Below are 22,938 nucleotides of genomic sequence, written 5' to 3'. Positions count from 1 at the left end.
CAGGCAAGGAAAGCGCTGTATCAGCGTTTGCGGACAAATTCCGCGCGCAACACCAGCCCTTTTATCCCTTCGAAGCGGCAATCGATTTCCTGCGCATCGCCCGTCAGGCGGATCGATTTGATCACCGTCCCGCGTTTCAACGTCTGCCCGGCACCCTTGACCTTCAGATCCTTGATCAGCGTCACGCTGTCACCGTCGGCCAGTGGATTGCCCACCGCGTCGACCACCGCAACCGCATCGTCATTGCCTACGCTGGCCGCTTGCGAGGGATTGATCCATTCACCCGTTGCTTCGTCGTAGATGAATTCTTCTTCAGCCATTATTCTGCTCTTCGTTTACTTGATGGTTACAATACTAAGGCCACCGGGCTTGGTCGACGGATTGGATGCATTGGGCTTTTTCGGCTTCTCAGCCTTCGGCTTGCGCGCTTCGCGGCTCGTCTTTTTCTGTCCTTTGGCCATGGCGCTTATCCTTATATATTATGCGTGGGTGCAGAAGATAGCAGATCGGCCTTCCTATGAAGCATGAATTCGGACGCTTGGGCCTCCCACGCTAAAATGCGTCGATGAGAAGCTTGCCGCCAAGTGCAATCATCAAAATGTAAACCAACGTGTAGAACTTGTCCCCGCGCATCCGGCGGATGAACCAGACGCCCGCCAGCGTCGACAGAAGCGCAAGCGGGATGAGCGCGGCAGAGATGGTAAGATTGGCCGAACTAAATTCCCCAAGCGCAACATAAGCTGGCACTTTCGCCCAGTTGATCAAGGCAAACAGGACGGCACTGGTGCCCACAAACTCGGTGTGCGGCAGTCTTTGCGGAGAAACCCACATCTGAAACGGCGGCCCGCCCGCGTGGGCGATCTGGCTGGTAAAGCCGGTCGCAATGCCAAACGCCGCGCCGATGATGGGCGAGGACTGCGCAGGTGCAGGCACCGCGCCTCCGCGCTCGACCCACAGACGCCATCCGCCGAATGCGATGGAAATTATCCCAAGAGCCGCCATGATGGCCGCCACCGGCAAGGATGCCGCCATCGCCCAGCCAATGCCGATGCCCAGCAGCGCGCCGGGCAGCATGATCGCCACGATCCGCCTGTTCCAGCTATGCCGAAACGACCAGACACTGACCACGTCACCGGCGATCAGGATCGGCAGCAGAATGGCCGCAGCCTGCACTGGCCCGCATGCAAGAGCTAGCAGGGGGGTCGCAAGGGAGCCCAGGCCAGAAAATCCGCCTTTGGCAAAGCCGATGAGGATCACCGCCAAACAGGCGGTGAATAGGAATAGGGGATCGCTCAACATTTTCGCGCCCTAGCGGGATATCGAGCAGCGGGCCATCGGGAAACAAGAGTTGCGTTATGTGCAATCGCATCGTCACTTTTTGCGATTGTGACAAGATAGGCCCGCGAGTAGTTGCGCCATCCCGCAATTATCGTTCAATAGAAAGTAATTAAAAATGCGTTACGCAACATATGGTGTCACAGCACTGGTGGCCTTGAGCGCTCAGATGATCGCATTCTATGGCGTTCTGTACGCCTAATTCGAAACCTGCTGTTTTTTAGGTCCGTGCCATGTGCGGACCGACAAAAAGCCGCCCGAGGCCTATGGCCGGGGCGGCGTTTTTGTATCTGACATCCCACCGGATCAGTTGGCGAGCCAGCCCACGAGCAGATAGCCGACCACGCCGATCGGTCCGAATGCCAGCAGCGTCAGTAATACAAGTGCAAGGCGGATGATCACGACATCGACACCCGTGCGCTCGGCCAGACCGGCGCAGACGCCCATGATCTTTCCATTGCGGCGGTCGAGAGTGAAGCTGCGGTCCATGATATATATGTCCTTATGTTCGGTTTGCGGTTTGAAGGTTGTGGCGGGGCCGTCGGCTCAGACGAGCGTGACGACCGGACCGACGGCTGCGCTGACGAAAACGGTGGCGACGACGAAAGCGGCGACCAGCGAGAATGCGGCGTTCTGAAGCTTGGAATAGGTCATTGTTGGTACTCCCTGTCTGTGTGCGACCGGACAATCCGGTTGATGCAAACTACATTGCAGGGGTCGTGCCAATTTTCGTTTTCCCCGAAAATACGGGGTTTGGCGAGGCAAAGGTCGCCAACGCCGCGGAAATAATCCCTACAGGTTAGGAAAATTCATCGCTTCATAGGAAAATAGTCAGGCTGGATTCAGCATTGTTGGTCCGTTAAGCCAAGGCATGCCAAATTCGTCGTTGCTGTCTGTCGATCACCTGTTTGTTTATGGCACGCTGCGGCGCGGCAGCATTTCACCTATGGCGCATTGGCTGGCGACGCATGCGTCGTGGACAGGCGCAGCACAAGCGCGCGGCAGATTATACGCACTGGCGGGCTATCCTGGCTTCGTACCCGATCCGGCTGCGGGATGGGTTCAGGGGGATGTGTTCAAGATTGCAGATGACGCTCCTCTGTTCGCTGGCCTCGACGACTACGAAGAATGTGCTGCGCATAACCCCGAACCCCATGAATATGCGCGTGTCGTCATAGATGTAAGAATGGCCGAGGCGACGATCCCTGCATGGACCTATGTTTACCGCTATTCGACGGATGGGGTTCGGGAGATCGAGAGCGGCGACTTTCTCGACGACGAGCGCTAACCCGTTGCAACACGCCTCCAATGGCGTAGGCTGAGCGCGGGGGAAGCCATCAGGAGAGTGCCATGCGTGACAACAAGACACCCGATAGCGTCGAAGCAACCGACCGCCTTCCCGAAGACCGCAACTGGATTGCATCCACCGGGATGGATCGCCGCAAGCTATTGGTGGGCGGAGCCTTCGCCGCCGGTTTCGCTGCGGCCTGTCAACCGGTGGCTTCGACCACGGTCCAGACGGATGCCGAGGACATCACCGAACAGACCGCCAGCGTAAAAGCCACTGATGGCTTTGCCGTGCCGCTCTTCGTTGCCAAGCCCAAGGGTGGAAAACCTGCCCCGGTCATTATCGTCGTCCACGAAATTTTCGGAGTCCACGAATGGATCAAGGACATATGCCGCCGCTTTGCCAAGGCAGGCTATTGCGCCATCGCGCCCGATCTCTTTGCGCGGCATGGCGACGCGACCAAGGAAGCGGACTTTAAAGCCCTTATCGATACCATCGTTTCGAAGGCGCCCGATGCGCAGGTGATGGCCGACATCGACAGCACTTACGCCTGGGCAGCCCAGAATGGTGGGGATGCTTCGCGGCGCGGGATCACCGGCTTCTGCTGGGGCGGGCGTGTGGTGTGGTTGTATGCGGCGCACAGCAAGGCGCTGGATGGCGGCGTAGCCTTTTATGGGCGCGTGGTCGGCAAGCCGACGCCGTTGCAGCCGAGCAGCGCAATCGAGGAAGCCGCCAAGATTAACGCGCCGGTGCTGGGCCAATATGGCGGCAAGGACAAAGGCATTCCGGTTGCCGATCTCGACCTGATGAAAGCGAAGCTGAAGGCACTGGGCAAGGCCCCGCCCTCCGACATCACGGTCTATCCCGATGCCGATCACGGATTCATGGCGGACTATCGCCCAAGCTATAACGAACTGGCAGCAAAGGCGGCATGGACCGCGACGCTCGACTGGTTCGGCAAATACGTAAGGAAATGAGCGCTGTCGGCAGCCATCGCATCGAAGATTTCTGCGGTGGTTGCCAGCCGCTTGCCGCCCCGCTAGACAGCGCGCTTCGTTCCACCAGATATGTCAGGAGCAGGCCGTGGCCGGCCATAGCAAATTCAAGAACATCATGCATCGCAAGGGCGCGCAGGACAAAAAGCGCTCCTCGATGTTTTCCAAGCTCAGCCGCGAAATAACCGTCGCGGCCAAGATGGGCCTGCCCGATCCAAACATGAACCCGCGCCTGCGCGCCGCCGTCAACGCGGCCAAAGCGCAGTCGATGCCCAAGGACAATATCCAGCGCGCCATCGACAAGGCGACACAGGGCGGCGGAGACGATTACGAAGAAATCCGCTACGAAGGCTATGGCCCGGCGGGTGTGGCTTTGATCGTCGAAGCCTTGACCGACAATCGCAACCGCACGGCGACCAATGTGCGCACGGCCTTTGCTAAGAATGGCGGCAATCTGGGTGCATCGGGTGCGGTGAGCCACGGGTTCGATCGTCTGGGCCTTATCACTTATCCAGCGAAGGTCGGCGATCCCGACACGGTGTTCGAAGCGGCGCTGGAAGCCGGCGCGGAGGACGTGTCGTCGTCTGAAGACGAGCATGAAATCTGGACAGCCATGGATGCGCTCCATGAAGTCGCGAAAGGCCTTGAGCCTGCACTGGGCGAAGCGGAAAGCGTGAAACTCGCATGGCGTCCGCAAACGACCGTCGAACTGGAAGCCGATGCCGCGCAGCAGCTTTTCAAGCTGATCGATGTGCTCGACGATGACGACGACGTACAGACCGTCTGGGGCAATTATGAAGTCTCCGAAGAGGTGATGGAGAAACTCGGCTGATCCTGCTTGGCCTCGACCCCGGCCTTGGCACCACGGGCTGGGGGCTGATCGCCGTCGACGGCAACCGGCTGAGCCATATCGCCAACGGCCAGATCAAGACCGACACCAAGGCGGCTCTGGCCGCGCGGCTGCTGGCGCTTGATGCGGCGCTGACCGACCTTATTCTTCAGTATCGCCCAAGTGCGGCGGCGGTGGAGGAAGTGTTCGTCAACGCCAATCCGCAATCTACGCTGAAGCTGGGACAGGCGCGGGGCATTTGCCTGCTCAACGCGGCGAAGTCCGGCATAGAGGTTGGCGAATATGCCGCACGACTGGTCAAGAAATCGGTCGTGGGGGTTGGTAACGCGAGCAAGGATCAGGTCCATGCCATGATCAGCCGCTTACTCCCTGGTGCAGCGATTGCCGGACCGGATGCTGCGGATGCGCTGGCGGTGGCGATCACGCACGCCCACCATAGCGCAACGGCGCGGCGGATAGGCCGCTGACACTTCCCGTTGCGTCCTTCCGTGAAATGACGCTAAAGAACATAACATGATCGCGAAACTTTCAGGCCGCCTCGACAGCACCGGTTTAGACCATGCAATTATCGATGTGGGGGGCGTGGGCTATCTCGTCGGCGCATCGTCTCGCACGCTGTCCGCACTGGGCTTTGTCGGCGACGCGGTGACGATCCACACCGAAATGCTGGTGAGCGACGACGCCATCCGCCTGATGGGCTTTGCGAGCGCAGAGGAACGCGACTGGTTCCGCCTGCTGACTGCCGTGCAAGGCGTGGGCGCGCGGGTGGCGCTGGCCATCCTGTCCGCGCTGGAACCTGCCGAAGTGCATCGCGCCATTGCGATCGGCGACAAGGCGATGGTCGCGCGCGCCAATGGCGTGGGGCCGAAGCTCGCCATGCGGATCGTGAACGAGTTGAAGGACAAGATCGGCGTGGCGCCAGCCGGTGCCGCAATTGGTGCAGGCATGGTGCCTATGCCCGCGGGCAGCCACGGCGCGGATGCGGTGTCTGCTTTGCAGAATTTGGGATTCAAGCCGGGTGAAGCCAGCGCCGCCGTCGCCGCGGCGGAGGCCGATCTGGGCGAAGGCGCATCGTTGGATGCACTGGTGCGATTGGCGTTGCGGAAGGCAGCGAAGTGAGTGATGGATTTGGCAGTAGCGAACTGATCGCTGCATTAATTGGCTCATGCGCTACAGGTTTGTTTGGACTGATTGATCGGATCCGTGAACGAACGCACAAGTCACGCTTGGTATTTAACACACTAAAGTATCAAACAGTCTTTTTGTGTGCGTTCATCCGGTCGCAGGACTATTTGAATGATGCGACATTGATAGAAAAGCAGGCGGAGAGCGACGATTGGGATGGCGGCTTGTTAACCATTTCAGCTCAGGCAAACTATCTTGACATATACGAAACCTTTCGTGCTGATATCGGCGTCCTCAACGAACAACATGCTCGCAAAATTCTAGAATTTTATAATAGAGCAAAGCTATTCTTGGATAGTACTAATCCGAGCCCACAATATCTATCGAATTCAACTATTTTTGATAAAAGGTCGCATGCCACCGAAACTGCAGAAAATATTCGAGCGCTATTAGCGCTTGGTGATGAAATAGAGCAGTTTGAACGATGACCGACGCCGAACGCCTCATCACCCCGGTTCGTCGCGCGGAGGACGCGGACGCGGCTTTGCGGCCCAAGACGCTGGACGAATTTATCGGGCAGAAGACGGCGCGGGAGAATTTGCGCATATTCATTCAGGCCGCGCGGCAGCGGGGGGAAGCGCTGGATCATGTGCTGTTCTTCGGCCCGCCGGGGCTGGGCAAGACGACGCTGGCGCAGATCGTCGCCAAGGAAATGGGGGTCGGCTTTCGGGCAACATCGGGTCCGGTGATCGCCAAGTCCGGCGACCTCGCTGCGCTGCTGACCAATCTGGACGAAGGCGATGTGCTGTTCGTGGATGAAATCCACCGGCTTGCGCCCGCTGTGGAGGAAATTCTCTATCCCGCGATGGAGGACCGAGCGCTTGATCTGATGATCGGTGAAGGCCCATCGGCGCGATCGGTGCGGATCGATTTGCCGCGCTTTACGCTGGTGGGAGCAACCACACGGCAGGGCTTGCTGACGACGCCGCTGCGCGACCGCTTTGGCATTCCGGTGCGGTTGCAATTCTATACGGTGCCCGAACTGGAACTGGTGGTGCGGCGGGCGGCAGGGCTGCTGGGTCTTAGCGTCACGGAAGACGGATCGACTGAGATCGCGCGCCGGTCGCGGGGGACACCGCGCATCGCCGGACGGTTGCTGCGGCGGGTGCGTGACTTTGCCAATGTCGCGGGCCATGCAACGGTCGATGCGAAAATCGCCGACGCAGCGCTGTTGCGGCTCGACGTCGATCATCTGGGCCTCGACCTGATGGATCGTCGCTACCTGACCATGATTGCCGACATTTATCGCGGTGGGCCGGTGGGTGTGGAGACGCTGGCCGCAGGGCTATCCGAACCGCGCGATACCATAGAAGAAGTCATCGAACCCTATCTCATTCAATTGGGGCTGATCGCCCGTACAGCGCGCGGGCGATGCCTGAATGCTGGCGGCTGGAAGCATCTCGGCCTCAATCCACCGGAGGGCGCTCAGGAGGGTTTGTTCGACTGACACCCATTCTTCGGACCAGTTGCCCCTTCCTGCCGACCAAATGGTTGCATAATGGCCATTTTACGCCTTTGCCCCCGAGTCCGATCATGGTTAAACGGCGGTCATGAGCGTCGCGCCCCTCCCGTTGTCTAATCCGCCTGCCGATCTACACCCAGCAACGGGGAGGTTCGTTGGCGGTGTGCATTATTTTCCGGTGCGGGTGTATTTCGAGGACACTGACCTGTCGGGCGTCGTGTATCACGCCAATTACCTGCGCTATATGGAGCGCGCCCGGTCGGACATGCTGCGGGTCGCCGGGATCGATCAGCGCGGCAACCATGAAGGCGGCGAAGGCGTCTATGCGGTGGCGAATATCGCTGTCGCCTATCGCCGCCCTGCCCGGCTGGACGACGACCTGATCGTCAGGAGCCATGTCACCGCCATTGGCGCTGCGACATGCACCATTCATCAAACGGTCATGCGCGGTGCGGACATAGTCACCGACGGCGATGTGACCGCTGCCTATTTGACTCCCCAGGGCCGCCCGCAACGGCAACCCAAGCCCTGGATCGCCATTTTCTCGCGCCTTGCCCAAGGGGAAGATATTTCTTCATGACCATGCCTACGCTGACTCTGGCCACTCAGGCCGCCACCATATCGCCGCTGGCGCTGTTCCTTCAGGCCGACATCGTCGTGAAGGGCGTGATGATCGGTCTGCTTGCAGCCAGCATCTGGACGTGGGCGATCATCATTAGCTTCGGCTTTTCGATAGGGCGCACGTCCAAAGGGTGCGCAAAGTTCGAGAACGATTTCTGGCAAACGGAAGATATCGACCGTTTCTATGAGACGCGCGCGAAGTCCGATTTGCCGAGCGCAAAGGTGATGGCAGCGGGCGTAGCGGAATGGCGACGCTCGACCGCAGCGAAGTCGATCGATCGGGAAGGCACCCGTGACCGCCTCGCAACGGCAATGGGCAGCGCATCAGGGGCGGAGATCGACAGAATGTCGGATCGGCTGAACATCCTAGCGACGGTCGGCAGCGTTGCGCCGTTCGTCGGGCTGTTCGGCACCGTATGGGGCATCATGCGCGCGTTCACGTCGATAGCAGCGGAACAGAATAGCAGCCTTGCCGTCGTGGCGCCGGGGATCGCCGAAGCGTTGTTTGCGACCGCTATAGGCTTGTTCGCGGCCATCCCGGCAGTGATCGCGTACAACCGGTTCAGCCACGGCATTAACAAGCTGGAAGCGCGCCTCAATCGCTTTTCCGATGCATTCTATGCGACGTTGAGCCGCGAACTGGAGACGCAGCGCTGATGGCGATGGGTGGCCCTCCCTCTGCGCGTCGCGGTGGCCGGCGTGCGCCGATGGCGGATATCAACGTGACGCCGCTGGTCGACGTGATGCTCGTGCTGCTCATCATCTTCATGGTAACGGCACCGTTACTGGTGACCGGAGTGCCGGTGAACCTGCCCGACAGCAAGGCAAAGGGTCTGGATCAGGACCAGAAGCCGACAGTCGTGTCGATTAATCGCGATGGCGGCCTGTTCATCGACGAGACCGAAGTGTCGATGGGGGATCTCGCTGGGCGGCTGGCGGAAATTCGCGCAGCGACGGCCGGGATGGACCCGCCGCAGATATTCCTGCGGGCCGACACCGCCCTCGATTACGGACGTGTGATGGAGGTGATGGGGGAATTGAATGCGGCGGGCCTGAACAAGGTCGCGTTGGTCAGCACCAGTGCTACCGATGCTAGCGTCAGCGCGCGTTCAGACGTGCAGCGCTAAGGACTGTCGGTAATGGAGCGCACGGAGAAAATCGGACTTGGCGTTGCGACCGCCGGGCATGTGCTGTTGTTTGGCCTGCTCTCAACCGGTTTTTTGACCACGCCCAATCCGTTGAAGCTGAATTCCCCGCCGATGGACGTTTCGCTGGTCGATGAAGTTGCATTGCAATCGGCAGCACCGCAGATTTCGCGCGACCCGCCTCCGCCCAGCGTCGCGCCTGAGCTTGGCGAGACAGCGGAACCGGCGCCCAGCGTGGCTGCGCCGAGTGAGCCGGTCGTAGCTCCACCGCCTCCACCGACGCCCAAGCCTGCGCCAAAGCCGACGCCTGCACCGCCAACGCGGCCCGTGGAGCGCGCCAAGCCCAAACCGCCTGCGCCAAAGCCTGCGGTCGCAAAGCCCAAGCCTGCGAAAGTCACACCGCCTGCCGAACGGGCAAAGCCGACGCCGCCCGCAAAGCAAGCCAAGCCTGCTCCGGCCAAACCTGCCGCGAAGCCAGCGCCCAGCAAGGATAAGCCGACGCCTGCAAAGCCTGCCGCGGCGGCGACCGGCAAGGGCAAGACCGACAAACCGCGCGGATCGCAGCTTGGCCCCGATTTCCTCAAGGGCATCCAAAGTGAAACGCCCGCCCCGCGTAACGCCGCCCCGGCCGCGGCCGTAATTGGCGCGCGGCAGAAATCGGCGCTCGATTCGGAAATTCGTCGGCAGTTGAAGCCGCATTGGAAGGCACCGACCGGCGCCGATGTCGAGCAGTTGCGCACTATTGTCGCGGTCGAACTAACGCCCAGCGGCGCCATCTCCGGATCGCCCGAAGTTGTGGACACGACCGGCGTCACCGCCAGCAATCGTACGCAGGTCAAGCTGCATCAGGAACTGGCGGTGAAGGCCATACGTTTAGCAGCACCGTTCAAATTGCCGCCCGATCTGTATGACGGCTGGAAATCGCTCCGCATCGCATTCGACAAAAGGCTATCGCAATGATCCATTGGAAGAAACTGGCGACCACAACGGCGCTCACACTTGCAGTGTTCGCCACCCCGGCGATGGCGCAGTTGAGCGTGGACGTGACCGACGAAAGCGCGTCGAGCCTGAAGATCGCGGTTCCTGTGTTGCCGACGCAGCAATCTGTCCAGACGCCCGCTGGCACGACGGACGAACTGGGTCGCAAGATCGCCGAAGTCATCGCGTCCGACCTCAAAGGATCCGGCCTGTTTGAGCCTTCCGGTCCGGGCGGTTTGCCCGGCGTGACGGTGCCGGAAGTCACTTTTCCGTCCTATGAAAAGTGGAGCAGCTACGAAGCGCTGGTTCAGGGTTTTGTGCGCTCCACCGGAGGCAATGCCGACATTACCGTAGGCTGCTATCTTTATGACGTGGCATTGAAATCCGAACTGACGCGACAGGGCTATGTCGTGTCCCCCGGCGACTGGCGGCGCGCGGCCCATAAATGTGCGGATGCCATCTATGCGCGCTTGTCGGGTGAGAGCCCATTCTTCGACAGCCGGATTGCCTACATCGCGGAGAGTGGGCCGAAGGACAAGCGCGTCAAGCGGCTGGCGATCATGGATAGCGATGGCGCCAACCATCGCTTTATCACCAACGGGCAGAGCCTGGCCCTGACCCCGCGTTTCTCACCCGATTACAAGTCCATCGTATATGTGAGTTATCTCAACAATAGGGTGCGCATCTATGTCTATGACATCGGGACCGGCAAGCAGCGGCTGGTGACCGAAAGCAGCAATGCCACCTTTGCGCCGCGTTGGTCGCCCGATGGCCGGAATATCCTGTTTTCGATGGCAGTCGCAGGCAACACCGACATTTATCGCGTATCCGCACAAGGCGGTGCACCGGTTCGTCTCACGACATCGCCCGCCATCGACGTGGGTGGCAGCTATTCGCCCGATGGTAGCAAGATCGTATTCGAAAGCGATCGTTCCGGAGGGCAGCAACTCTACGTAATGAATGCCGATGGATCGAGCCAGCAGCGGATCAGCCATGGCGGCGGACGTTATGCAACGCCGGAATGGTCGCCCCGCGGCGACCTGATCGCCTTCACCAAGATCAGCGGCGATTTCAAGGTCGCGGTCATGAGCCCCAATGGCGGCAATGAGCGCATCCTGACCAACGGTTGGCAGGATGAGCAACCAACATGGTCGCCCAATGGCCGCGTCCTGCAATTCTTCCGCACCAGTGCAGGCCGCAGTGGCGGTAGCCAGGTTTGGCAAGTCGATCTGACAGGTGTGAACGAGCGTCGTATCCCCACGCCGCTGAACGGGTCCGATCCGGCCTGGGGACCACTGCTTCCTTGATCGGAGGGAACTGTCGAAGCGTTGAAGCGTAATCGTCTTGACAGCGTAACGATCTGAACCGAGTTTTCGGGTGACGAATGATCGGCACCCTCGCTTTCCCCCACGAAGGAGAACATCATGAACGCATTGTCCCGCAGCCTGCTGATGGCGATAGCCGTCATATCCCTTGCCGCTTGCGCCAAGAAGCCGCCGAAGGAATTGCCGCCCGCACCTGTGGATAACACGATGCCGGCCGATACTGGCGCCACCACAGGCGGTGTCGTCAAAGGCAGTCAGGAGGACTTTGTGGCGAGCGTCCAGTCGGATCGCATTCTGTTCGGCACGGACAAGTTCGACGTCGATGCGCAGAGCCAGGGCATTCTGCAAAGTCAGGCGCAGTGGTTGCAGGCCAATCCCAATATCCGCGTAACCATCGAAGGCCATGCCGACGAGCGCGGCACCCGCGACTACAATCTCGCGCTCGGTGAAAAGCGCGCTAATTCGGCGAAGAATTTCCTGGCTTCGCTCGGTATCGATTCGTCGCGCATGACGACGATCAGCTATGGCAAGGAACGTCCCGCTGCATTGGGTTCGGATGAAAGTGCATGGGCGCAGAACCGTCGTGCCGTTACGGTGACCGTGCAATATTGATCGCAGTTTAGCGGACAATGAAAAGGCCCGCCGGTCGTATGACTGGCGGGCCTTTTTCGTGTCTTGTCATCCTAAAACAAGTTCAGGATGACGGCCTGTGAGGCTGTTATGCGCGCCTTTTGCCCGTCATTGCCGCAGAGCCGAATGCTCCAAGCTGGATCGTGCCCGTCAGCGTGTCGCCTTCGACAACGGCTTCAGCCTCCAGCGTCATGGGCATGGGGACAGTCATTTCCATCTTCCACGTCAACAAATTGCCGTCGACCTTTCCGTCCTTCACGTCGAGTGAACCCATCGCCCCGGCATTGGTGCCGTGAAAGCTGTCGCCATTGCTGATGACCGTGAACACGCTGGACTGATCGCCCATCGGGGTTTTGGTCACGCAGTCATAAGCACCGTCTACTGTCGCCATAATGTCTCTCCCTGAAAATCCGTTGCCTATTTGGTGGCTATGCTGGTGCTGTCAACGACGGTGATGGGAATAGCCAGCTTCTCAAGCTGAGGCATCACCACCTTCTTGTCGCCCACAACGACCCAGGTGACCTTGCTGGGGTCGATCATCTTGCGCGCAGCAGCGTCGAGTTGCGGCGCAGTCAGGGCCTTGTAACGATCTTCCAGTGTTTCGACATAATCGAACGGCCGCTTGTACAACACGTCACGTTGCATCTCTCCCAGCACGTCGGCTGAGGTTTCGAAGCTGCCCGCCAGTTCGCGTGTGCTGCCATTCACCGTCCGTTGCAGTTCCGCCGGCGTTACGCCTTTGGATGTCAGGAAATCGCTTATCTGGCTTTTCAATGCAGCGATCGAAGGGCCGGTCTGATCGGCCTGCACCGGCGCAACGATGATATAGGGCAACTGGTTCTCGAAGCGATTGATGGTCGAGAACACGCCGTAGGACCACCCCTTCGTCTCGCGCAGGTCCATGTTGATGCGGCTGAGGAAACTGCCGCCCAATATGTCGTTGGCGGAAAGGAAGGTGACGAGATCGTCTGTCCCCTTGGCATCCAGCAGCGTACCGGCATAGATCACCGACTGCGGCGACTGCGGCCGATCCACGAGCACGATCCGCGATTGGGCGGGCGGTGTGGGGACGTCGAAGTTCTTTTCGCCTGGCAAGTCGCGCGTCATCCGCCATGTACCGAAACGCGCCTCAAGCATCGGCTTAAGGTCGGCAAGCGTTGTCGCACCAACTGCGAAAATCTCTGCATTGTCGCCGCGAATCCACTTGTTGTGGAAACCGGCGAGGTTGTTCGGAGTCAACAGCTTGACCACTGCCGGATCCCCAGTGCCGCTGGAAGGAACACCGTAAGGATGATCCTTGCCATATAACAGCGGCGGGAGGGTGCGGCTGGCGAGCGCCTGCGGCTGCGTCAATTCCTGCGCGATCTTCGACAACTGCTGCGAGCGGACCCGTTCCAGTTCCTTTGCGTCGAACGCCGGGTTCTTGATGATATCCGCCAGCAGATCGAGCGAAGGCGCGAGGTTCGGCATCAGCGCATACATGCCGACGCTCGTGCGATCCATGCTGGCACCAACGGAGATGGCTGCGCCCAGTCGCTCCTGCTCCTCAGCGATCTGGATGCTGGTACGGGTGCGCGTGCCTTCCTTCAGCATCGCCAGCATCATAGCCTGCGTACCCAGCTTGTCATGCGGGTCGGCGGCATTGCCTGCATCGAATACCACCGACAGGCGAAGCGTGGGCACCGTATCGCGGCGCGCGAAATGGACCTTGATCCCGTTGGACAGCGTCGTCGTTTCGACGGTCGGGAAATCCAGTTTGGGGATCGCACCGACCTCGGGCAATTTGCTGCGGTCGACAACGGTGCGCGGTGCACTGGTCGCGGCTGGCGGGACATCGACCGTGGCATTGCGTGCGCCGCCATCGGCAGGCATGCGATAATAAGCAGGCGCATTGACTACACCGCTGCGGATTGAGGTTTTGCCGCCTGCATTCTGATAGGCATCGCGGTCGCCCGGCTCAACCGTCAGCGCGAATACGGGGCGCGTGAGCCATTTCTGCATGGCAGCGGTGACCTGCGCCGGAGTGGCAGCGGCCATTTCCTTCAACTGCTTGGCGTAGAAGGATGGATCGTTAGAATAAAGCGCACCTTCGGCCAGCGTTACCGCTTTTCCGGAGAAGCCGCCGACGGACTCAAGCCCGCCTATTGTGCCGGAAATCTGCGACGTGGCTACGCGCGCAACTTCATCCTTGGTCGGCCCCTTCGCAATATAGTCCTTGAGCAAGGCATCGAGACGGTCGCCGACCATCTTGGCGTCCGTGCCGGGCTTCACATCCACCGTCACTTCGAAGAACGAAAGCTGCGCGAATTCCTGCAGCGACGCCGTCACGCCGACGGCGACCTGCTCCTTGCGCACCAGTTCATTGTCCAGTCGTGAGCTGGCGAGACCACCCAGCACGCTCGCGCCAATCTCCAGCGGCGTTTCGTCCGCATCGTTCAGGCCCGGCACAGCCCACCAGCGATAAAGGCGCGTCGTTGCTACGCGATCCTTCATCACCATGTCCTTGCGCGCAGCCAGCGACGGGACGGGTACATTTACTGGCTGAACCTTTTTGCCTGCCGGAATGTCGCCGAAATATTTCTCTACAAGTGGCTTGGCCGTGGCAACGTCGATATCCCCCGCCAGCACCAACACAGCATTGTTGGGGCCGTAATGATCGGTGAACCAGCTTTTGACGTCGGTCAGGCTCGCGGCGTCAAGATCGGCCATCGAACCGATGGTGGAATGGGCATAAGGATGGCCAGCGGGCAGCAGGCCTTCAAGCTGGGCATATTCGACCAACCCATAAGGCTGATTGTCGCCCTGCCGCTTTTCATTCTGAACGACGCCCCGCTGATTATCCAGCTTCTCCTGCGTCACCGCGCCGAGCAGATGGCCCATGCGGTCGCTCTCGAGGAACAGCGCGACTTCGAGTGCAGACTTGGGGACTGTCTGGAAATAATTTGTGCGGTCGAACCATGTCGTGCCGTTGAAATCGGTAGCACCGACCTGCTGCAGCGGCTCAAAGAAATCGCCGGGCGAATTTTCCGACCCGTTGAACATCAAATGCTCGAACAGATGGGCAAACCCCGTCTTGCCCTTGGGTTCATGCTTCGATCCGACATCGTACCAGATGGATGTCGCGACGACGGGCGCCTTGCGGTCGGTATGGACGATGACGCGCAGGCCGTTCTTCAGTGTGAACTGCTCATAGGGAATTTTTACCGCCGTCACGAGGTCGGCAATCGGCGCGGGCTTGGCAGCCGCAGAGGTCTGCGCGATGGCAGGCGTGAGCGCAGCGGCAAGCGCAAGGGGAGAAACAGCGAAAGCCAGTGCAAGGCGGGGAGCAAAAGCAGGAAGCATGGAGTGTCCTTCAACGACGCAACAAGTCAGTGGAGAAGCCGACTGTAATGGGCCCAGAATAGCGAGCCGTTTTAGCGACGCAATACGCTTTCCACTGGACAGGCGCTTGGACGACGATAGTTTTGTGCGCAATGGGCCGCGACAGAGACGCGCCCTTTTTCTTTTGTGAGAGAAGCCGATCCATGACCATCCGAACCTTCAGCGCCGCATTGGCGATTGCCCTGCTTTCCACGTCGGCACTTGCGCAGGTCGATAAGGCGGCCGACGCTCCGGTGTTCACGCCCGAGGGCGTGCGTGCGCATGTCGATTTTCTTGCCGACGATCTGCTCGAAGGGCGCGACACCGGCAGCAAGGGGCTGGAGATTGCGGCACGTTACGTCGCGACGCGGTTCGAAGCGATGGGCCTCAAACCCGCAGGCGAAAATGGGACGTGGTATCAGACCGTTACCTTTCAGCAGACCGACCGGGGCGCCACACCCGGCACGGTCACAGTCAGCGGACCGGCGGGCGAAAAAAGCTGGAAACATGCCAGTGACGTACTGATCGGCACCAGCGCGAACGAACCGAAGCTGGACGTTGCCGCGCCGCTGGTGTTCGTCGGCTATGGCATCGAAAGTGCGCCATTGGGCATCAACGATTATGCCGGGCTGGACGTGAAGGGAAAGATCGTCGTCACGTTGCGTGGCTTCCCGAAGGGTATGCCGAGCGAGGAAGGCGCGCATGTCGGCGCGACCAAAGCGCAAGCCGCACAAAAACACGGCGCGATCGGCATGGTCAGCATCGGCACGCTTCAATCCATGAAGGCCCGCCCCTGGTCGCGGATGGTGCAGATGGCCGATAGCGCCAGCTATGCCTGGGTCGGCAAGGATGGTAAGGCTTTTGATGAAGCACCAAACATCCGCGCCGGTGCTTCGCTCAATGGCCCTGCCGCCGACGCACTCTTCGTCGGCGCTCCAAAAACCCTGACGGCCATCCGGAAAGAAGCGGACAAGGCCGGTGGACGCCCGAAGGGCTTTGCACTGAAAACCAGTATCCGTATCCAGAACGAAAGCGTCAGCAAGCGCATCACCAGCCCTAATGTTGCGGCCATCCTGCCTGGATCGGACCCGACGCTGGCCAGCGAATATGTCGTACTGTCGGCGCATCTCGATCACATCGGAATCAGCAAGGCGAAACCCGGCGAGCCCGAAGGCTCCGACCACATCAACAATGGCGCGCTGGACAATGCCGCAGGCATCGCCACCATGCTGGAAGTTGCGCGCGCCGCTGCCAGCGCACCGATCAAGCCACGCCGTTCGATCATCTTCCTCGCCTCTACGGCGGAAGAGCGCGGGTTGCTGGGGGCCGATTATTTTGCGCGGCATCCCAGCGTGCCGGGCAACAAGATCGTCGGGAATGTCGATCTGGACATGCCGTTGCTGCTCTACCCCTTTACCGACGTCATCGCGTTCGGCGCAGATCATTCGACACTGGGGCCGATTGTCGCCAAGGCCGTTGCGCCGATGAACCTTAAGCTCTCGCCCGACCCGATGCCGCAGGAAAGCATCTTCGTGCGTTCCGACCACTATATGTTTGTGAAGCAGGGCGTGCCCGCCGTCTTCCTCGCGACTGGCTATGCCAATGGTGGCGCAAAGGCGTGGGAAAGTTTTCTGTCTGGGAATTACCATAACGTCGGTGACGACATGAAGCAGAAGATCGATTGGGAAGCCGGTGCCCGCTTTGCCGAAGCCAACTACCGCATTACACGAAGGATGGCGGACGGTGACGTAGCGCCCATGTGGTATGAAAAGGACTTTTTCGGCGAGGTGTTCGCACCGGGGGCGATCAAGGCGAAGAAGTAATAATGCCCCTACCGTTGTTCAGTTCATGCATGTCGAACCATCTTCCTGCGACGCAGTCTTGACCAAGCTCAAACCAAAGGGGCGAGTGTAGGGATATTATTGCCATCCGCCCCTTGTGTTGTATTTTGGCAACACCATATCCACCCAAGACGTTAGCTTAGGGTAAGCATATGAACCTCGAAAAATTCACCGACCGCGCCAAAGGCTTCCTGCAATCGGCGCAAACCGTGGCGATCCGCATGAACCATCAGCGGATCAGCCCGGAGCATTTGCTGAAGGCGTTGCTGGAAGATGAGCAGGGCATGGCGTCCGGCCTTATCAAGGCAGCAGGCGGCGATGCGGGGGTTGCCTTGCGCGAAACCGATGCGGCATTGGCGAAAGTCCCGGCGGTATCGGGCAGCGGTGCGCAGCAGACGCCCGGTCTGGACAACGATGCCGTTCGCGTGTTGGATCAGGCCGAGCAAGTCGCACAAAAGGCAGGCGACAGCTTCGTCACCGTCGAGCGCATGTTGCTCGCGCTGGTGCTGTCCTCCACTACAACTGCGGGCAAGGCGCTTGCTGCGGCGGGCGTGCGCGCAGAAGCGCTGAACGCGGCGATCAATCAGTTGCGCGGGGGGCGTACTGCGGACACGCAAAGTGCCGAGGATCGCTACGACGCGCTCAAGAAATTCGCGCGCGATCTGACCCAGGCGGCGCGCGACGGGAAGCTGGATCCTGTCATCGGTCGCGATGAGGAAATCCGCCGCACGATCCAGATACTGGCCCGCCGGACCAAGAACAATCCCGTTTTGATCGGCGAACCCGGCGTCGGCAAGACGGCGATTGCCGAGGGGCTCGCCTTGCGCATCGTCAATGGCGACGTGCCCGATACCCTTAAGGACCGCACGTTGATGGCGCTCGACATGGGCAGCCTGATCGCGGGTGCGAAATATCGCGGCGAATTCGAAGAGCGCCTGAAAGGTGTGCTCGATGAGGTGAAGGGCGCCGAAGGGCAGATCGTTCTGTTCATAGACGAAATGCATACGCTGATCGGTGCAGGCAAAGGCGATGGCGCGATGGATGCGTCCAACCTCCTCAAGCCTGCTTTGGCGCGTGGCGAACTGCACTGCATCGGCGCGACCACGCTCGACGAATATCGCAAGCACGTGGAGAAAGACCCGGCGCTGCAACGGCGTTTCCAGCCCGTCTTCGTGGGTGAACCGACTGTCGAGGATACGGTGTCGATCCTGCGCGGATTGAAGGAGAAGTACGAACTGCATCATGGCGTGCGGATCACCGACAGCGCGCTGGTGGCCGCCGCGACGCTCTCCAATCGCTATATCACCGATCGCTTCTTGCCGGACAAGGCCATCGATCTGATGGATGAAGCCGCGTCGCGCCTGCGCATGGAAGTGGAAAGCAAGCCGGAAGAAATCGAGAATCTCGACCGGCGCATCATCCAGCTCAAGATCGAGCGTGAAGCGCTGAAGAAGGAAACCGACCGCGCCAGCGCCGACCGCCTGGTCGCGCTGGACGAGGAACTGGCGAATCTGGAACAGCAATCGTCCGAGCTCACCCAGCGCTGGCAAGCGGAAAAGGACAAGATCGCCGGGGAATCGAAGATCAAGGAGCAACTGGAAGCAGCGCGCCTTGAGCTGGAACAGGCACAACGTGCAGGCGATCTCGCCAAGATGAGCGAGCTTTCCTACGGCACGATCCCGCAGTTGGAAAAGCAACTGGCCGCAGCGGCAATCGCTTCGGAAGGGGCGATGTTGCGCGAGGAAGTGACGTCGGAGGACATCGCTGGTGTCGTCGCACGCTGGACGGGCATTCCGGTCGAGCGGATGATGGCGGGTGAGCGCGAAAAATTACTGGCGATGGAGGAAACCATCGGTAAGCGCGTGATCGGTCAGGCCGATGCTGTGAAAGCGGTGTCCACCGCCGTGCGGCGCAGTCGCGCGGGATTGCAAGACCCCAACCGTCCACTCGGATCATTCCTGTTCCTCGGCCCCACGGGCGTCGGCAAGACGGAATTGACCAAGGCATTGGCGGAATTTCTGTTCGACGACCCCAACGCAATGGTCCGCATCGACATGAGCGAGTTCATGGAGAAGCATTCAGTCGCGCGGCTGATCGGTGCGCCTCCGGGCTATGTCGGCTACGAAGAAGGCGGCGTGCTGACCGAAGCGATCCGGCGGCGACCCTATCAAGTGATCCTGTTTGATGAAGTTGAGAAGGCGCACGGCGACGTCTTCAATATCTTGCTGCAGGTGCTGGACGATGGGCGTCTGACCGATGGCCAGGGCCGTACGGTGGACTTCACCAACAGCATCATCGTGCTGACATCCAATCTGGGCAGCCAGTATCTGACGGCTATGACCGAAGGCCAGACGACCGCCGACGTCGAACCGCAGGTCATGGAAATTGTCCGCGCGCATTTCCGTCCGGAATTCCTGAACCGTCTGGACGAGATCATCCTGTTCCACCGTCTGGCGGCGGACCATATGGGTCCAATCGTGGATATTCAGGTGAGCCGCGTGCAGAAACTGCTCAAGGATCGCAAGGTGACACTGAACCTGAGCGATGGCGCACGCGCGTGGCTGGGCCGGGTGGGTTACGATCCGGTCTATGGGGCGCGACCATTAAAGCGCGCGGTGCAACGCTATCTGCAGGATCCGCTCGCCGACCTAATCCTGCGCGGCGACGTGCCTGACGGCGCAACAGTGCAGGTGGAGGATGGCGACGGGGCGCTGGTGTTGAAGGTGGGGTGACTTACGTGCCCGAGGTCGTAATAGCACCACGGGCCCTATTAATGAGGTCGTCGGCTTCACGCTGCTGCCCCGTGTCCACGCGGTCCCACTCGGCATTGGTTTTGCAGGTCTTATGCCTTTTGACCAGTGATCCCGTTTCCAGAACGCTTACGCAACGAACATAGTTCGGGGCCTTTCGATCTATCCTCTGCTTGGCAGGCGGTGCATCAGCAAAGGCCACGGAAGGCAAAACGGAGCAAACGATAGCAACTGCCAAATAAGCTTTCATCTGTATTATCCCCTAAGATGTGCATATGGTCTATCGCGACTTTTGTAGTCTTTCAATTGGTACGCAATGGTAGGCGCGCAACTGGCGATGAGGCAATGACCGCCGAGCGACGTGATATAAAGATAGGGTGAGGTAAATTTGCAAGCTGGCCAAAGCGACCGTTCCATAGCGCAGATCGCGGAGTTGGCGAAGGTAGCCGTCCGCCATCTTCAGCAAAGTCAATTTGCCGAAGCTTTGGACGCCTTTCAACGCCTAATCGCGGTAAGGCCGGACAACGCAGACGACTGGTTCAATCTCGGCTATCTGCACCGCTGCCTTCGGCAGTTTCACCCTTCGCTCGATGCATATCAGAGGGCTCTGACACTTGGAGTGTCCCAACCAGAAGAGGTGCATGTCAATTGTGCCGCTATTCTTATGGATCATTTGGATCGTAGCGAAGATGCACAAATTGAACTTGAAAAAGCATTATCCCTTAACCCCCGATACATTACGGCATGGCTGAATCTGGGCAATCTGCATGAGGACTGCGGCAGACAAATCGAAGCGCGATCCGCTTACGAAGCCGCGCTCGCTATTTATCCTGCAAATGGCCGGGCGCACGCCCGGATTGCTGCAATCGACATATTCGAGGGAAAGAGTGCGCAGGCTGCCGAAAATCTGCAGCAGAAGCTAGCGCGCGCGGCTAACGATCGGGAAGACATAGCCGAAATGCAATTTGCGCTTGGGCATGCTATGGATGATCAGGGCCGCTTCGATGAGGCATGGGCAGCCTTCAGTGCAGCTAACAGCCTGGCGTACGGAATGCTCGATCCTCTCCAACGCTACAATCCGCAAGCGCATAAGCAGCACGTGCAGGACATTAAATGCACTTTCCGGACCCGGATTGCATCCAGCATTCGTGATGTTCCGGCACCCATATTTATCTGTGGCATGTTTCGATCAGGATCGACCTTGGCCGAACAGATATTGTCGCGTCATTCACGTGTAACGGCCGGAGGAGAACGGGAGTTCATACCTGCAATAATAGGCGATCAACTACAGCCTTATCCCCAAGCTGCGCAATCACTTACTGACACTGATTTTGCAGCTTTTGCCAAGACATATAATGACAATCTGAAAGAACTACAGTTAGCGGATAGCATTTTCACCGATAAGCGGCCTGACAACTTCTTACATATAGGATTGATTAAATCCATATTTCCAAATGCAAAAATAATTCATACATTTCGAAACACGCTGGATAATATCCTTTCCATATATTTTCTATACTTCGCCAGCAGCGTGAGTTATGGTTTTAGGATACCCGATATAGTTCATTATATCGACCAATATCGTGAATTGATGGACCACTGGAAGGGCCTTTACCCCGACGATATTTACGACCTGGATTATGATGAGGTCGTTAAATATCCTGAGGATCGAATTCGAAGACTCGTCGAATTCTGCGGAATTGATTGGGAACCGCAGTGCCTTATGGTGCCTTCTAAGACCAAGGCTGTAAAAACGGCCAGTAACTGGCAAGTACGTCAGCCGCTCCATAACAAGTCGTCAGGTCGTTGGAAAAATTACGAGAAATTTCTTAGCCAGTACGCTGATATTTCTGCATTTTAATCGACGCTTCCAGTAATTGCATAGAACTCTGTGAGAAGCTCTCTTTCCTCGACAGTCAAATGAGGATTCCAGACTTCGAAAATTAATATCAGTCGCGCTTGATCGCTTTGATTCCAGGCTTCGTGTTCAATGGTATCGTCGAACGCAAATGCTTTGCCCGTGACCCACTGCCGCGTTTCGCCGCCGACCCTGAAACTACAATTATTCGGTATGATCAGTGGCAGATGAACGATCGCACGGGTATTTGTCACGCCAGTGTGCGGCGGAATATGGGCTCCGGGCTGTAGAATGGAAAAGAACGCCGATGGCGATTTTCCAGCAATTTGTGGTTGAGCGATAGCCGATAGCGCAGCTGCTGTTGTAGGGCACTGATCGCATACAGGATCGTTACGAACACCATATTCCCATAAAAAACAGGCACCCCAATTCAGTGAGCCGTCCAATGGCGACCATTTCGTTTGCGGTGAGCCATCGGGCATACGAACATAGGGACGGACCATATCGGACCCGGACGTTACAAGCGCCATGGCTTCCCGCGCTATGGCATCTGTGTGTCGTTCGATTTCCGGGAACCAAGGGAAATGCGCGTCTTCAAAAAACTCGTCTGCAGGTAAAAATGGAAACTGCACCCCTGCGCACTGATTGGTATAGATGGCGCGTCGTCCCAAGCTATGGTCCACGCATGCTTTGAAACGCCTGGCTCCTTCGCTCATACTGGCGAGGCGGTCACCCAAACTCCGATCCAGGCTGTCCGATATGCTTTTGTTATGCTGAGATAGAAAGGACTGCCCCCGACTCAGCGCATCCGCAACCAGCTCTGGCTTATGCTCTATGGCTGTAGCCAGTTGAACGACGTTACTCCAGCTTTGCGCGGCGGCTGCATTCTGCCCCTGCCGCTGCTTTAGCTCAGCCATCCTGAGCTGAGCCATGAAATGTCGACGATCGATACTGAGCACATGCTCAAGGCTCGATTGTTCCGCGCCATCATCCCCTGCACCCCGAAACGCGGCGGCAAGGTTCATCCAAAGCGCTGGCTCCTTGGAGTCTATTTTTGCTGCTGCAGAAAAATATGCAATTGCATTGCTAAACGCCTCGCTGGCCAAAGCAGAGATGCCATGTGCATTCAAAGTCAGCGGATCGTCAGGAGCCATTTGCATCGCCTGACTCAACCAGCGCATTTCACCTGTTCGATCACCGCTCCGTCGCGCGTCTGCGGCAGCCGACAGAATTGCGGACAAATTAGCTGATTGCTCTACCATGAGGTTGTTAAACATAAACACGATAAGAGCGCAACGCTCGTACTTGAAGCAAT

Annotated in this window: 23 protein-coding genes; 16 read left to right on the top strand and 7 right to left on the bottom strand. The window is 58.8% G+C overall.

The window, feature by feature from the left end:
* Window positions 1–20 precede the first annotated feature (20 nt).
* The 4 genes from QMG56_RS05855 to QMG56_RS05840 all read right to left on the bottom strand — a co-directional run bounded on the left by QMG56_RS05855 (window position 21) and on the right by QMG56_RS05840 (window position 1,824).
* Window positions 21–320 carry an alkylphosphonate utilization protein gene (locus tag QMG56_RS05855; protein ID WP_230187814.1) on the bottom strand — a complete coding sequence of 100 codons (300 nt, stop codon included), beginning with the start codon at window positions 318–320 and terminating at the stop codon, window positions 21–23.
* A gap of 15 nt (window positions 321–335) precedes the next feature.
* Window positions 336–461, bottom strand: a complete 126-nt coding sequence (locus QMG56_RS05850) for a hypothetical protein (RefSeq protein WP_281821643.1) — start codon at window positions 459–461, stop codon at window positions 336–338.
* A gap of 91 nt (window positions 462–552) precedes the next feature.
* Window positions 553–1,299, bottom strand: a complete 747-nt coding sequence (locus QMG56_RS05845) for a sulfite exporter TauE/SafE family protein (protein WP_281821642.1) — start codon at window positions 1,297–1,299, stop codon at window positions 553–555.
* A gap of 342 nt (window positions 1,300–1,641) precedes the next feature.
* On the bottom strand, window positions 1,642–1,824 hold the full coding sequence (locus QMG56_RS05840; protein ID WP_230187815.1) for a PspC domain-containing protein: 183 nt from the start codon (window positions 1,822–1,824) through the stop codon (window positions 1,642–1,644).
* A 382-nt stretch (window positions 1,825–2,206) separates the two neighbouring features.
* On the opposite strand from QMG56_RS05840, the gene QMG56_RS05835 reads away from it, so the two are divergent.
* The 13 genes from QMG56_RS05835 (at window position 2,207) to pal (ending at window position 11,796) form a co-directional block, all read left to right on the top strand.
* Window positions 2,207–2,623 (top strand): gamma-glutamylcyclotransferase, encoded by a 417-nt coding sequence (locus QMG56_RS05835; protein WP_281821641.1) that lies wholly within the window; start codon window positions 2,207–2,209, stop codon window positions 2,621–2,623.
* 62 nt (window positions 2,624–2,685) lie between these two features.
* Window positions 2,686–3,600, top strand: coding sequence for a dienelactone hydrolase family protein (locus tag QMG56_RS05830; protein ID WP_281821640.1), 915 nt, complete (start codon window positions 2,686–2,688; stop codon window positions 3,598–3,600).
* A gap of 106 nt (window positions 3,601–3,706) precedes the next feature.
* Window positions 3,707–4,450 (top strand): YebC/PmpR family DNA-binding transcriptional regulator, encoded by a 744-nt coding sequence (locus QMG56_RS05825; protein WP_230187818.1) that lies wholly within the window; start codon window positions 3,707–3,709, stop codon window positions 4,448–4,450.
* On the top strand, window positions 4,447–4,935 hold the full coding sequence (gene ruvC / locus QMG56_RS05820) for a crossover junction endodeoxyribonuclease RuvC (RefSeq protein WP_230188010.1): 489 nt from the start codon (window positions 4,447–4,449) through the stop codon (window positions 4,933–4,935). Before QMG56_RS05825 ends, ruvC begins: the two co-directional genes overlap by 4 nt.
* A gap of 46 nt (window positions 4,936–4,981) precedes the next feature.
* On the top strand, window positions 4,982–5,587 hold the full coding sequence (gene ruvA / locus QMG56_RS05815; RefSeq protein WP_281821639.1) for a Holliday junction branch migration protein RuvA: 606 nt from the start codon (window positions 4,982–4,984) through the stop codon (window positions 5,585–5,587).
* Window positions 5,584–6,081, top strand: coding sequence for a hypothetical protein (locus tag QMG56_RS05810; RefSeq protein ID WP_281821638.1), 498 nt, complete (start codon window positions 5,584–5,586; stop codon window positions 6,079–6,081). Before ruvA ends, QMG56_RS05810 begins: the two co-directional genes overlap by 4 nt.
* Window positions 6,078–7,100 carry a Holliday junction branch migration DNA helicase RuvB gene (ruvB, locus tag QMG56_RS05805; protein ID WP_281821637.1) on the top strand — a complete coding sequence of 341 codons (1,023 nt, stop codon included), beginning with the start codon at window positions 6,078–6,080 and terminating at the stop codon, window positions 7,098–7,100. Before QMG56_RS05810 ends, ruvB begins: the two co-directional genes overlap by 4 nt.
* A gap of 103 nt (window positions 7,101–7,203) precedes the next feature.
* On the top strand, window positions 7,204–7,695 hold the full coding sequence (locus QMG56_RS05800; protein WP_281821636.1) for a YbgC/FadM family acyl-CoA thioesterase: 492 nt from the start codon (window positions 7,204–7,206) through the stop codon (window positions 7,693–7,695).
* Window positions 7,696–7,697: 2 nt separating this feature from the next.
* Complete coding sequence (gene tolQ, locus QMG56_RS05795; protein ID WP_281821686.1) at window positions 7,698–8,393, top strand: protein TolQ; 696 nt, start codon at window positions 7,698–7,700, stop codon at window positions 8,391–8,393.
* Complete coding sequence (tolR, locus tag QMG56_RS05790) at window positions 8,393–8,863, top strand: protein TolR (protein WP_281821635.1); 471 nt, start codon at window positions 8,393–8,395, stop codon at window positions 8,861–8,863. Before tolQ ends, tolR begins: the two co-directional genes overlap by 1 nt.
* Before the next feature lie 12 nt (window positions 8,864–8,875).
* On the top strand, window positions 8,876–9,841 hold the full coding sequence (locus QMG56_RS05785) for a cell envelope biogenesis protein TolA (RefSeq protein ID WP_281821634.1): 966 nt from the start codon (window positions 8,876–8,878) through the stop codon (window positions 9,839–9,841).
* Complete coding sequence (gene tolB, locus QMG56_RS05780; RefSeq protein ID WP_281821633.1) at window positions 9,838–11,166, top strand: Tol-Pal system beta propeller repeat protein TolB; 1,329 nt, start codon at window positions 9,838–9,840, stop codon at window positions 11,164–11,166. The genes QMG56_RS05785 and tolB overlap by 4 nt, the downstream gene beginning before the upstream one ends.
* A gap of 117 nt (window positions 11,167–11,283) precedes the next feature.
* Window positions 11,284–11,796, top strand: coding sequence for a peptidoglycan-associated lipoprotein Pal (gene pal / locus QMG56_RS05775; RefSeq protein ID WP_281821632.1), 513 nt, complete (start codon window positions 11,284–11,286; stop codon window positions 11,794–11,796).
* A gap of 106 nt (window positions 11,797–11,902) precedes the next feature.
* Here pal and QMG56_RS05770 read toward each other — a convergent pair whose 3' ends face one another.
* A complete protein-coding gene (locus QMG56_RS05770; RefSeq protein ID WP_230187827.1) occupies window positions 11,903–12,205 on the bottom strand; it encodes a hypothetical protein in 303 nt (100 codons plus the stop codon).
* 26 nt (window positions 12,206–12,231) lie between these two features.
* A complete protein-coding gene (locus QMG56_RS05765; protein ID WP_281821631.1) occupies window positions 12,232–15,156 on the bottom strand; it encodes a pitrilysin family protein in 2,925 nt (974 codons plus the stop codon).
* A gap of 182 nt (window positions 15,157–15,338) precedes the next feature.
* Between QMG56_RS05765 and QMG56_RS05760 the strand changes: the two genes are divergently transcribed.
* The 3 genes from QMG56_RS05760 (at window position 15,339) to QMG56_RS05750 (ending at window position 21,626) form a co-directional block, all read left to right on the top strand.
* Complete coding sequence (locus QMG56_RS05760) at window positions 15,339–16,997, top strand: M28 family metallopeptidase (protein ID WP_281821629.1); 1,659 nt, start codon at window positions 15,339–15,341, stop codon at window positions 16,995–16,997.
* A 170-nt stretch (window positions 16,998–17,167) separates the two neighbouring features.
* Entirely contained in the window at window positions 17,168–19,747 is a 2,580-nt protein-coding gene (gene clpB / locus QMG56_RS05755) for an ATP-dependent chaperone ClpB (RefSeq protein ID WP_230187830.1), read from the top strand.
* 451 nt (window positions 19,748–20,198) lie between these two features.
* Window positions 20,199–21,626: a tetratricopeptide repeat-containing sulfotransferase family protein gene (locus QMG56_RS05750; protein WP_281821627.1), complete on the top strand. Its 1,428-nt coding sequence runs from the start codon at window positions 20,199–20,201 to the stop codon at window positions 21,624–21,626.
* Here QMG56_RS05750 and QMG56_RS05745 read toward each other — a convergent pair.
* Window positions 21,623–22,900, bottom strand: a complete 1,278-nt coding sequence (locus tag QMG56_RS05745; protein ID WP_281821625.1) for an aspartyl/asparaginyl beta-hydroxylase domain-containing protein — start codon at window positions 22,898–22,900, stop codon at window positions 21,623–21,625. The two genes, QMG56_RS05750 and QMG56_RS05745, sit on opposite strands and share 4 nt — an antisense overlap.
* Window positions 22,901–22,938: the final 38 nt, after the last annotated feature.

Origin of the sequence: Sphingobium sp. BS19 (genome assembly GCF_027925545.1) — a bacterium.
Taxonomy (GTDB): Bacteria; Pseudomonadota; Alphaproteobacteria; order Sphingomonadales; family Sphingomonadaceae; genus Sphingobium.
This window is presented reverse-complemented; position numbering and strand designations above follow the sequence as displayed.